The organism is Acidimicrobiia bacterium (assembly GCA_041676705.1).
In the GTDB taxonomy this organism is placed as follows: Bacteria; Actinomycetota; Acidimicrobiia; order Acidimicrobiales; family SKKL01; genus Actinomarinicola.
Genome location: JBAYRL010000007.1, coordinates 85,964 through 97,953 on the forward strand (window position 1 = coordinate 85,964; position 11,990 = coordinate 97,953).

The 11,990-nt window shown below is 57.2% G+C and carries 11 protein-coding genes; 8 read left to right on the plus strand and 3 right to left on the minus strand.

Annotation, left to right across the window (positions count from 1 at the left end):
• The first annotated feature begins 89 nt into the window (after positions 1-89).
• Both WC184_10820 and WC184_10825 read left to right on the plus strand, forming a co-directional pair.
• Positions 90-1,091, plus strand: a complete 1,002-nt coding sequence (locus tag WC184_10820; protein MFA7478364.1) for a GNAT family N-acetyltransferase — start codon at positions 90-92, stop codon at positions 1,089-1,091.
• Positions 1,092-1,170: 79 nt separating this feature from the next.
• A complete protein-coding gene (locus WC184_10825) occupies positions 1,171-2,772 on the plus strand; it encodes a nitronate monooxygenase (GenBank protein ID MFA7478365.1) in 1,602 nt (533 codons plus the stop codon).
• A 22-nt stretch (positions 2,773-2,794) separates the two neighbouring features.
• On the opposite strand, the gene glpX is transcribed toward WC184_10825, so the two are convergent.
• Positions 2,795-3,793 carry a class II fructose-bisphosphatase gene (gene glpX / locus WC184_10830; GenBank protein MFA7478366.1) on the minus strand — a complete coding sequence of 333 codons (999 nt, stop codon included), beginning with the start codon at positions 3,791-3,793 and terminating at the stop codon, positions 2,795-2,797.
• A 64-nt stretch (positions 3,794-3,857) separates the two neighbouring features.
• Between glpX and WC184_10835 the strand changes: the two genes are divergently transcribed.
• Positions 3,858-4,598 (plus strand): hypothetical protein, encoded by a 741-nt coding sequence (locus WC184_10835; protein MFA7478367.1) that lies wholly within the window; start codon positions 3,858-3,860, stop codon positions 4,596-4,598.
• A gap of 23 nt (positions 4,599-4,621) precedes the next feature.
• Positions 4,622-5,248 (plus strand): alpha/beta family hydrolase, encoded by a 627-nt coding sequence (locus WC184_10840; GenBank protein ID MFA7478368.1) that lies wholly within the window; start codon positions 4,622-4,624, stop codon positions 5,246-5,248.
• A 51-nt stretch (positions 5,249-5,299) separates the two neighbouring features.
• Here the strand turns inward: WC184_10840 and WC184_10845 are convergent, their stop codons facing one another.
• The gene (locus tag WC184_10845; GenBank protein MFA7478369.1) at positions 5,300-7,066 is read right to left on the minus strand and encodes an MFS transporter; all 1,767 of its coding nucleotides are present in this window, start codon (positions 7,064-7,066) and stop codon (positions 5,300-5,302) included.
• A gap of 107 nt (positions 7,067-7,173) precedes the next feature.
• On the opposite strand from WC184_10845, the gene WC184_10850 reads away from it, so the two are divergent.
• From WC184_10850 to WC184_10860, 3 genes are read left to right on the plus strand one after another with little or no spacing between them, the layout of a single operon-like run.
• On the plus strand, positions 7,174-7,434 hold the full coding sequence (locus WC184_10850) for a NifU family protein (GenBank protein MFA7478370.1): 261 nt from the start codon (positions 7,174-7,176) through the stop codon (positions 7,432-7,434).
• Positions 7,435-7,489: 55 nt separating this feature from the next.
• Entirely contained in the window at positions 7,490-8,539 is a 1,050-nt protein-coding gene (meaB, locus tag WC184_10855; GenBank protein MFA7478371.1) for a methylmalonyl Co-A mutase-associated GTPase MeaB, read from the plus strand.
• The gene (locus WC184_10860; protein MFA7478372.1) at positions 8,526-9,266 is read left to right on the plus strand and encodes a hypothetical protein; all 741 of its coding nucleotides are present in this window, start codon (positions 8,526-8,528) and stop codon (positions 9,264-9,266) included. The genes meaB and WC184_10860 overlap by 14 nt, the downstream gene beginning before the upstream one ends.
• An 87-nt stretch (positions 9,267-9,353) precedes the next feature.
• Here the strand turns inward: WC184_10860 and WC184_10865 are convergent, their stop codons facing one another.
• The gene (locus WC184_10865; GenBank protein ID MFA7478373.1) at positions 9,354-10,811 is read right to left on the minus strand and encodes a hypothetical protein; all 1,458 of its coding nucleotides are present in this window, start codon (positions 10,809-10,811) and stop codon (positions 9,354-9,356) included.
• Positions 10,812-11,275: 464 nt separating this feature from the next.
• Here WC184_10865 and WC184_10870 point away from each other — a divergent pair.
• Positions 11,276-11,990: DUF222 domain-containing protein (locus WC184_10870; GenBank protein MFA7478374.1), on the plus strand; the 715-nt coding region annotated here is incomplete at its 3' end.

Sequence of the window (11,990 nt, forward strand, 5' to 3'; positions counted from 1 at the left end):
AACAAGATCGTGCCGGTTTTGAGCCACCTGTCGCAAAGCTCACGGTTGGCGGAACCCACCGCACCCGGGTACTGGCTAGCCTGGTCGCTGTGAGCACCAACCCCAAAGGCCGCTACGCCGTGGCACTGGTGGTTCCCGAGCCGCTACGCACCGAAATAAACGGATTGCGCCGGGCCACCGGCGGCAGCCTTACCCGTATCGAGCCTCACATCACCTTGGTGCCGCCCATCAACCTTCGCCACGAAGTGCTACCCGAAGTATTGGCGCACCTGCGCCACTGCGCCACCTTGGCTAAAGGCCCGGTGACCGCCGAACTAGGCCCTATCGCTACCTTCTATCCTGCTAACCGAGTGCTTTACGTGGCCGTTTCGCCCTCCGCCGACCTCAACACGCTTTACACCGCGCTCAACGCCGGGCCCCTTATCCGCCACCGTGTTTCCCCAGAACAAGCCGAGCGGGCGCAACGTCCTTTCGTGCCGCACATCACCATCAACAACCGTTTTCAGCGTGCGCCAGCACCGTCCACTCACGGCACGCAACCTGACGAGCCAGCACCGTCTACTCACAGCACGCAACCTGCCGACCCGGCACTGTCCACTTACGGCACGCAACCTGCCGACCCGACACTGGCGGCAGCCATAAACACACTTGGTCACTACCAAGCCACCACCACCTTTAGTTTCCTCACTCTGCTTAGCTACAACCAAGAAGCCCAGGTTTGGGAAACCGCCGCCGATGTGGCCTTTGGGCGTCGCGTGGTCGTAGGGCAGGGTGGCCTGGGGCTTGAACTCACTACTAGTACCGTCATCGACCCACAAGCCGCGACCTGGCTAGAGCAATTTGGTGACACCGCTCGCACGAGCACGGCCTACACGAACCAGCGTGTGATTGTGGTCACCGCACGACGTGAGAATCGGGTGGTCGGAATAGCAACCATAAATCGTGAAGGCCGTCTCGGCTGGGTAGAAAGCCTGTTCGTCGAGCCAAACCTGCGTCGCCAAGGCATCGGAACTTCCCTCTATCGACAAGCTATTTACGCCGCTCAAAGCCATGGGGTTGCACACATTCTGCCTGCTACACCACTAAAGTGACCTAAGCCCCTACTCATCGGTAGGCTACGGCCCGTAGGGTGCCAACGGTAACGGTTGCAATTTAGGAGCTTCGCCAACCATGACAGACAGCCCAGCTTCCCACCCCTTGGTCATCCAAGGAGGAATGGGCGTAGCAGTATCCGGTTGGCGGCTAGCCAAAGCAGTTGCAGAAGCAGGCCAGATGGGCGTGGTTTCCGGCACTGCCATCGACGCCGTACATGCCCGCACTCTCCAAGATGGCGACCCTACCGGTGACATCCGCCGTGCTTATGAACACTTTCCCATCCCCGGTGTGGCCGAACGTGTTCTAGAGCGCTGGTACCTACCAGAAGGTCGCCCACCAGGCCAGGGCTACAAGCCCCAGCCAATGCTTACCGCCAAGCCCACTCGCTCACACCTTGAGCTAATGGTGATCTCAAACTTTGGCGAGGTGTGGTTGGCCAAAGAAGGCCACGACGGCCCCATTGGCGTTAACTACCTCGAGAAGCTTCAGCTGTACACCCCCTCTTCGGCCTACGGTGCCATTTTGGCGGGTGTCGACGCCGTGATTATGGGTGCCGGTATTCCCTCGGCCATTCCCCGCTTGTTGCGTGATCTGACGGCCCTAAAGGAAGGTTCGCTACGCCTCGACGTGGAAGACAACCACGAGGGCCGTGAATTCTATGCTCGCTTCAATCCTGAATCGATAGGCATTCCAGAAACACCACTCACATGCCCCAAGTTCTACGCAGTCGTTTCGTCGGCTTCGCTGGGTAAGTTCTTGGCTCGTGACCCTGAAACTCGCCCCGACGGCCTAATTGTCGAAATGTCGACTGCTGGCGGTCACAACGCACCGCCGCGTGGTGGTATGAAGCTCGACGACGCTGGTGAACCGATTTATGGCAAGCGCGACCAAGTCGACCTCGAAGCCATTGCCAAGCTAGGACTTCCCTTCTGGCTGGCCGGTTCTTACGGCACGCCCGATGGGGTAGTAGCGGCCAAAGCCGCTGGAGCAGAAGGTGTTCAAGTAGGTACTGTTTTCGCCTTCTGTGAAGAATCCGGTATGACGAGCGAGCTGAAATCGACCGTTATTGACGAAGTCCAAGCGGGCACGGCCAAAGTGAAAACCGACCCTCGAGCGTCGTCTTCAGGCTTCCCGTTCAAAGTAGTTTCGGTTCCGTACACGGTTTCGGAAGACGACGTATATCAGCAACGTGACCGAGTATGCGATCTGGGCTACCTACGGGTTCCATATCTGCGGCCCAACGGGGTTTTGGGTTATCGCTGCTCAGCTGAACCAGTAGATGACTACGTGCGCAAAGGTGGCAAAGAAGAAGACACCGTTGGCCGCAAGTGCCTATGCAACGGCCTCGTTTCCACCGTCGGCTTCGGCCAGGTGCGCTACCCCGAACAATCACAAGTGGTCGGCAACGCTGACAAGCCCACGGCCATTCTTACCGACGACGGCGGCGTAGTAGAACCCGGGATCGTAACGGCTGGCAATGCCGTTTATGACATAACCGATATTTTGGGTGAAAAAGGTACCTATAGCGCGGCCGAGGTGGTGGCGTACCTGTTAAGTCTTTATGAAGCCGAAGCGAACTGTGACTCTAACGCCGTGCCGCAAGTTGATCTTGAAGCCCAGAAGCAAGATGCCAATCAAACCAGCCCGGCCAGTCTGATTGGCACCACCAGCCAATAGCGAAACTTCTAGCGGGAACTAGTTAGTCGAGGTTGATTGAGCTGTACGGACGCAACTTGTCGAGGCGGTGAGTAGCGTTCACCAACCGCACCGTGCCCGACTTTGAGCGCATGACTAGCGATTGGGTAAGAGCGGTGGAATCGCGGTACGTGACACCACGCAACAAGTTGCCATCGGTGATGCCAGTAGCGGCAAAGAAACAGTTGTCGCCCGCTACCAGGTCGTCGGTGGTGAGCACGGCGTCGAGGTCGTAACCAGCGTCGAGGGCTTCTTGACGTTCCTGCTCGTTGCGAGGCCACAAAATGGCTTGAATTTCACCGCCCATGGCCTTAAGAGCAGCTGCTGAAATCACGCCTTCAGGAGTACCGCCAACGCCGAAGAGCACATCGACCCCTGATTCCGGCCAAGCCGTTGCAATGGCACCGGCCACGTCGCCGTCGCTGATGAGCTGGATCCGGGCACCTGATTCGCGAACCTCGGCAATCAGATCGGCGTGACGGTCACGTTCCAAAATGGTGGCGGTTAAGTCTCGAACCGAACTTCTCTTGGCTTCGGCAATGGCTTGCAGGTTCTCAGTTGGGCTCTTGCGAATATCGACCACGCCCCGCAGCGCAGGCCCCACCGCAATTTTCTCCATATAAACGCAAGGGCCCGGATCAAACATGGTGCCCCGCTCGGAAACAGCAATCACCGACAAAGCGTTCGGCATACCCTTCGAGGTGAGCGTGGTGCCATCGATTGGGTCAACCGCAATGTCGCAGTGTGGTGGCGTACCGTCGCCAATGCGCTCGCCGTTGTAAAGCATGGGGGCTTCATCTTTTTCGCCCTCACCAATAATTACCACGCCGTCCATGGGCACGGTGTCAAGCAGTAACCGCATGGCATCAACCGCCGCGCCATCGGCCCCGTTCTTGTCACCCCGCCCCACCCAGCGGGCCGCGGCTAAGGCGGCAACTTCGGTAACCCGCACCAGCTCCATAGCCAGGTTGCGGTCGGGAGTCTCAGGATGGTTCGCGCTCATGGCCCAATCCTAGTTCGCAGCTTCGATTGGTGTGAGGTCCTTTGGTTGGCGTTAGCGTGGCAGAGTGGTTCTGGCTGAAATAGAGGTGGTGCACTCTCGCCCCATTGCACCTACAAGGCGTGTAGCGCTTGGCAAGGCCAACCTTCCTATTGAGGCGAAACCAGCTTTCGGTTCCGTACTCTTGGGTGCTGTTATGGCAGCTCATGTGGCTGAGGTGGCACCGGAACTGCAAATAGAGTTGGCAGAATTGATGCGTGATGTGGAAGCGGGGCGTCGCATTGCACAACCCCGGGTTCGTCATCGCTTCCAAACTGATCACGTTGGTTTACATCGCAGCGTGCACCGGTTGGTGAGACGTGGGAATGACTTGGCGGTGGAATTAGCACCGCCCCACGCTCCGGTTGCACAGGTGTTAGGTGTTGTCTACGCGATTGGTGCTATGCCAGCGTCGAGGCGGGCTTCCGTTATGGCCACTGTTCGTGCTGCTATGCGTTGGCGCGGTGAAATCGGCCCGGGCTTGTTGAATTATCTGGCTGGAGGACCAACGGTTTGGTCGGGTGGCACCGAAGGCTTCGGTTCGGCCTTGCTTGGCGAAGATCCGGTGGCTTGGGCTCGGAGCGTATTGGGTACCGATTCGATGGGGCCCGAAGCATTGAGGGACGACGGTGGGCTCAGTACAGTCGCCGTTCAGAGGCGGTTTCGTCAGCTTCTGCGAGAAGCGCATCCTGATCATGGTGGTGCTTCCGAGCTGGCGGCACTGCGGATAAGTGAGTTGCGCGAAGCGCGACGTATTTTGTTGCAATGAGCTTTTGCCATAGGCGGGAATGAATGGTGCAGGCGGAAATGATGCCGGATAACGAGCTGGCTACGGCGGAAGCGAATCGGGGTTCGCCAGCCGGTTTGGTGCTATTTCCGGGTTCGGGTTCGAGCGCCGCTCACAGTGCTTTGGTGGCCATTGAGGAAGAGTTGGCACCGTTGCCAGTTGGCCGTTTCGATTTCCCATACCGCAAGGAAGGCCGCCACTTTCCTGACCGCGCGCCAAAATTGATCACGACCGTGGTGGAGGAAGCCACTGAATTTGCTCGTCAGCATAATTTAGCGGCACAAAACGTGTTTTTGGGAGGCCGATCGATGGGCGGCCGAATGGCTTCCATGGCCGTTGCGGAGGGGCTGAATGCCGCTGGATTGGTACTCATCTCATACCCGTTACATCCTCCTCGAAAGCCTGAGAAGCTCCGAGTCGAGCACCTTCCCGGAATCACGGTACCCACCCTCTTCATCTCGGGCACCAAAGATCCATTCGGTACCCCCGAGGAGCTTCAAGCGGCGATGTCGCTAATACCAGCACCGGTAACGGTCCACTGGATTGAAGGTGGTCGTCACGAGCTAAAGGGCAAAGATGCCGAAGTGGCGAAGCTTGTAAGCGAATGGCTTAATAATCTTGTGCCTGGTTGAAACTAGCCACAAGATTCCTGGCCGCTAACCCCGTTGCTGAACCCAGACAAGCTATGGCATAAAGCGGGCGTCTTCGGGGTTTAATTCCTCTAACTCGCGGTGCGCAGTTTCGGGATAGCGGGCGAGAATGAGCACCGCCAAAATGGCTGGACCAACACCCACCAAGGCAATGGCAGGGCCAATTGCACCCCACCAATCAGACAACTGACCTACCAGCAATAATCCAACTGCTGAACCCACCACACCCACCAGCGTGATAATGCCATTGGCTTTGCCGCGGGCTGAGGTGGGAAAGAGTTCCGGCCCGTACACGCCGAGCGCCGGCACGGTGGCGGCACCCACAATAGAACCCGCCGCCGCCAGAGCCCACAGGGGCCAGCCAGGCACGAGGTAAGAACCGATTACAAAGGCCGCGCCTCCGATTAGGGCCACAGCCGCCACAACTTTTCGGCCCCGGGTGTCGGCCAAGCGTCCACCAGCCGCCACTCCGATACCGGCTGGAGTGCTGGTGAGCAGGGTAAAGACAGTTATACGACTGGCGGAAAAGCCACGTTCCGAACGCAGGAACTCATTCTGAAATTGTGAAGCGGGTGCCAAAAACATCGAGCTCAGAAAGCCTGAAACTGCCAAGAGCGACAAACGTTTGGCATCGATACCGCCCTGTTCGGTCTTCTTCACCACGATTGTGTTGGTAGCGGCCGCCCGCGACTCGAAGCGTCGACTTTCTGGTAGTAGACGAAAGGCCCGGGCGATGGCGGGTAAGGCCACCAACGGCACCAAATAAATAATGCGCCAAGCCTCTGGACCCAAGTCGGCTACCGGCAAAACCCAAACACACATTCCGGCACCTAAACCGGCGGCAAGCGCCATAACGCTGACGGCATAGGCACGGGAACCAGCGGGCATTTCTTCGGCAGCAACAATGCCGATGAGCAGGGCTAACGCCGTTGAAAGGCCTCGGGCCAACGTTTGGCTGAATCCAAGCCAGAACAAGCTCGGGGCTAAGGCGCCGGTAGCGGCCAACAACACGGCGGCGGCAGCGGTAATTAGTAATAATTTTCGCCGGCCCTGACGGTCGGAACGTGCGGTGATAAACAGCGCTAGAACAACACCCACACGGACGGCGGCCAAGGTGAAACCCTGGGCAGTGTCGGTTGAGCCGAACGATTCGGTGGCGAAGGTAATGGTTTGGGTAATGAGCGTTCCCAGGTAACCGCCCACAATGGCCAACAGACCGAGCACACCCAGCACGGTAGAGGCACGAGCGTCGATTTGGTTTGGTGGCGCCCACCATGGCTGGGCTACTAATGCTGGCATTTCTCCCGCTGCCGTGGCAGCTTCAGTGTTCGCGGCGGCTTCAGTGTGCGTGGTGGCTTCAGCTGTTTTCGCTTTCTGTGAACTCAGGCTCGCTAAGGCGGCGCGTTTCAAGTGCCATCGAAGAGGCAGTGCGAACAGCGGTGCGAAAAATGGTATGGCTAGCCGAAATGTGGTGGTTTCGGTCACGGTGTATTGCTTGTCTGACGGCTGCGACTGCGGTGACTGCTGTGACCGTTGTGACTGGTGCGGCTGCGGCGGCGGCAGTTTAGACGCGGCGGCCGAAGCAACTATCACCGTTCGCTGATAATGCTTAACTGGCCCGGCACTGGCTCGATATGTGGCGACCGTCGCGGTTTCGTCTTGGTAGGCGACTGCGGCTTCTGAAAAGCCACCCGAGACGTCTGCATCAACCAGCTCTTCAGAGATAATGCCCGAGCGTGGCCTTAAAAGACCGGCCAAGCCCGCATCGTCAACGATATGGCGAATGACGATACGAGGCATGGCTCACGATGCTAGAACGAAACTGCTTTCAGTCTAGAAACCATCGGCACAAGCTTGGATTTGCACACAACGTGGCTAAGGTGGAACCAACATTCAGGAGGCCCAAGATGCGCGCCAAAGTCGAAAAGGTCATCGAGGTAATCCGGCCTGCCATCTTGGCTGATGGCGGCGACATAATCCTGCATGACGTGAACGAAACTACCGGTGTGATCACCGTGGAATTAACTGGCTCTTGCGTAACATGCCCGTTGTCAACCCAAACGCTCAAAGGCGGGATTGAACGCATCATGTTAGAGCGCATTCCGGGAGTGACCGAGGTGGTTGATGTGAACATTCCCATCAACGAGGGCACCGCGGTCTTTCTGTAGCTTCAATTCTGAGCCTTCATTTCTGTAGCATCGTGCCGCCCCCTAGATTAGGGGCGTGGTAACCAACGACAATCCTGGTCAACAGCCTCCGCTCAGCTCTAGCGAGCCCCTCGGACGGAACGACCAGCTTGACGAGTTGGCGCAGAAACTTCTGCAGGCCGCCTCGGGTGGTCATCGAGCTTCATTGGCGAAAGCGCTAACCATGGTGGAGCGGGGTGGTGCCTACGCTAAAGCTGTGGTGGCCGCGGCCACGGCAATGCCCAGCTCCGGTGGCTACATCATTGGACTCACCGGAGCGCCAGGAGCAGGTAAATCCACCTTAACCGGAGCTTTGATTTCCGCTATGCGTTCGCAGAACGAACGGGCTGCGGTGTTGGCTATTGACCCGACCTCGCCTTTCACCGGTGGTGCGATTTTGGGGGACCGGGTGCGCATGACCGATCACGCACTTGACCCCAATGTTTACATCCGCTCGATGGCCACGCGTGGGAACTTGGGAGGCTTAAATGTTTCGACGCCGGCCGCGGTTCGAGTGTTGCATGCGGCAGGATGGCCGTGGGTGATTATCGAAACTGTTGGGGTTGGCCAGGTGGAGGTGGATATCGCGGCGGCTGCCGACACCACTGTGGTCGTGTTGAATCCTGGATGGGGCGACGAGGTGCAGGCCAATAAGGCCGGACTAATGGAAATTGCTGACATTTTCGTGGTGAACAAGGCCGATCGAGATGGTGCTAAGAAAACACGGCGTGAAGTAGAAGCCATGTTGAATCGCATTGACACGGGCTCGTGGCGTCCCCCAGTGCTTGAAACGGTGGCTACTACCGAGGCCGGGGCCGCTGAGCTTTGGCAATCCATTTCTGACCACAAAAAGCACATATCCAATAGCGGTGAGCTGGTAAAACGCCGAAATTCAAGGGCCAAAGAAGAGTTAAATTTAGTTATGGGGGAAGAGCTCACACGCCGGTTGAAGGCCCTGCGACACGGTGCCGCGTTCGCGGCTCTAGAGCGTGAAGTGGTGCTTGGTAATACCGATCCATGGAGTGCGGCGGAAATGCTGCTGAACGAAATTTTAGGCGAAGGGCCGATCCAAGATGAAGCGACGTAACGGTAGGTCACGAGGCGACGGCGACAGCCCTAGTTCCGATGATCCTTTTGAGAGCGACTCGGGCGATCAACCTAATGAGGTGGGCGGTGATCTTTCAGCCCCCGGCGAGGAGCAGGTGGAAGATAGCGAGGTGATTCAACCGGATGAAATCATCGGCGCAGACGCTGATGATATCGGCGATCTTGAGGTTAATCGTGGGCCCTTACCAGCGGCATTGTTAGCCGCTTCGGGTGCTCTGATGGTAGTGGGGCTCTTGTTGATGTTGGTGGTTTTGCCCCTAGCTTTTCGTTCAGAATCAGCTCGATGCGACTTGGCACGCAGCTTCATAAAAGATGCCAATGACAATGACCGTGATTGGGATGACGTCGACTTAGACGGCCGCAGTACCAAAGACCTGGAATGTTCTGAAGCTTTGAGGCTGGCGGAAACGATTTGGCTCGATGAAGACGGCAGCGTGACACGGGTTGTGCCTTCGGCGGAGTCGATTCGGAACCAAGGAATTATTACCGGCGTACTGGGTGCAGGACAGGTGGCCTCGGGCGCGGCGGTGATCTTCACTCGGAATCGACGTGCTCGAAATACAGCTGTGGCCTTTGCGTTTGTGTCACTGATCGTGCCGTTGCTTGGCATGGTTTCGATTGCTCTGGTGCTGGCCATTGTTTACGGGCTGGTGTTCAGCCCGGCGGCTCGGGCACGCTGGCCCAAGAAACGTTTTGGCCGACCGTAAAAGTTGTGGCCGACTATGCCGACTATCGACCATGCCAACCATGCCGACTATAAGGTCGGGTTTGAAGACGGCGCTCAGCGTTGTCGCTTAGGCAGCTGCTCGAAGTGTGGCACCAATCCAACCAGGTGGCACCCAAATTAAACGATGTGCTTCCACCTGAGAGGAGAAACCTTCGAGCCAGCTGGAAAGGGCTTCTAAGGCTTCGCTGTTGAGCCGGGTCGGTGGCTCGGGGGCAGCTGGCGTGGGCATTTCCGGTTCAACTTGGTTGTTGCTTGAACCGTTATTGGTGTTTTCCCCATCGCGGTCATCCGTATTGGCCGAGCTGGTGCCACCGTTTCCTTTGTCCGTCTCGGGGTCTGTTGCGCCGTCGGTTACGTTGATTGCGCCTTCGTCGTTTTCTGTTTCGTTGTCAGCTTCGTTGCCGTTTTCGTTGTCGGTTTCGTTGGCTTCGGGTGATTCCACGAGATCGGCCAGGCGTAGAGTGACGCCCCATGAGAACATGCCCGGCGCTGGTAGTTCGCTTGCCTCGCGATAGCGGTGATCGGCGGCCCACCCGAGGGCTTGAGTCAAGTATTTTTCTGCTGTCGTGTATTGGCCTGGTGTGATGCGTCCTTCAGGGCTAGTACTTCCAAGTTGAACCTGATCGATGACCACGATTTGGCCGGATATCTTGTCGTTGCAGGCATTCCCATCGGTCCAAGCGGAACGCCACGGAGCGGTGAAAGCACCGGTGCCGTACTGGTTCGTGGCGGATGCTAAATTAAGTTCTTCGCAAACCGGCGATACAACCCCTGTGACCTGCTGAAACGAGCGAATACTTGCGATAGACATGGCGTTAGCCAAGCCAGTTGCGGTGGTGGTTTTCGGTCCAGGTGGATCGGCCATAGTTGCCAAACCTGAGAGCGTTCGAGGCGCGATCCCGCAGGCTCGAAATGCCTCGGTGGCTCGGAATACTTCACCATTGGTACGAGCGCTGATACCGATGGAGTGCCCATGGCTAATCAGCGTTCGAAGGGCGTGGGGGTGCAGCTCACAAAGTGCATTGGCCGGTCCGTAAGCGAACTCGAAACTGGCGGGAATGGCATGTTCGGTTAGCACGGCATCAACTTGAGCTAGCTGCGCCAAAATCGAGGTCATTCCCGATTCATCGATTGCCAACATGTCGGCTCCGAAATATGGTGCCCAGCTTGTTTCGTACCGGACGACCACCGAGAGCACGGCATGGAGTGGGGGAGGTTCCGGCTGGTCGCTGTCACTGTTGCTCGAGTTGCTGCCGCTGGTGCTACTGGAATTGCTGTCAGTGGTTTCGTTGTTCTCGTTCTCTGCTCCGTCGATGTCGTTTTCATCGGTATCCGACGAGGGGGCGCTGTAGCCGGTAATGGGCAGAGAAGGTATCGGCAGGCCGTTGTAGGTGTCGTCGTCCGATTCGCCTAGGCCTGTGGCCCCTTCATTCGTGGCGGTTGTGGCGTCGGCGCTATTAGCGGTGTCATTGGCCGAATCTGAGGATGAGCTCACGCAGCTGGCCAAGCCGACGAGCAGAGCCATGCTGAACGCCAGCGCCGCTAGTTGTGTGAGTCTCTTTTGCCGCACTGTTTAATTATGGTCGCCGTCGCTGCTCAATACCCATCGGATTGTCTGTTGTCGATTGTCGCTGTTCCGGTTTCTTCGCTGAATCTTTGCCAGTCTTGTTGGCTTCACTAAGCCGGCCCATTCAGTTCGCGGCCCATTCAATTCGCAGCTCTTTCAGTTCACGGCTCTTTCGGCTAGCGGCTCTTTCGGCTAGCCGGTCTGGTTAGCCCTCTTTATCCGAATTTCGCAGCACTTTGTCGCCACGCGGTGAGCTGATGTGCGCCTAGTTCACGTGCTAGTCACCTCTCCTCCCAGCTGACACGACATCCAGTTAACACAGAATCTTTTGAAAACATCTAAAACCCCTGGCAACAGCCTAAAAAAGCCAAAACGCGTGAAAAAGTGTTGATATAAGAACAACCGTACGATACAATGAAGCAATGAACGCCACACCGCCGCCTCCACCAGGAGGTGAAACCCAACCCAACCCCCAGCATCCGCTGTCCAAGTTCTTATCCCCGCCAAATCCCACAGCGCCGGTCGCGAACAGTTCGACGCCAGGTCTCCCCACTCCGGTATTTAGTGCCACTCCAAATCCTGTCTCCCCAAGTTCTTGCTCCTTGGATGTCGACCTTGAGGCGATGTCGTCGGATGAGGTGAATCTTCGGTTTTTGGGTTTGGTGTCTGAGGTGGCTGATCTAGCTTCGCTTGTGGAGCCTGGTTTGTGGTCAGCGCCGGCCCAGGCTGAGGTTTTGGTTGGTTTGTTGGGTTTTCAAACTCAGATCGAGGCTGTGGTTTCTCAGCTGGCTGGGTTGGTGGATGCTTCTATGGTTTGGAGTGTTGATGGTTCGCGTTCTGCTGGGGCTTGGTTGGAGCGTCGTAGTGGTCGTGATCGTAAAGAAACCAATCAGGTCTTTAGAACCGGTCGTGATTTACGCGAGATGCCTGAAACCGAAAACGGTTTTGGTGCTGGGGTGTTGTCTGGTCGTCATGTGCGGGTTTTGGCTAAAGCTAAAAACAAGGTTCCCGGTTTGTTTGGGGAAGCTGAAGCAATGTTGGTGGAACAAGCCAACAAGTTGGTGTTCGCCGATTTTGTTCGTTTGGTTGATCATTGGGTGAAAATCGCTGACCCAGCTGCAGCAGAAATCGCAGCGC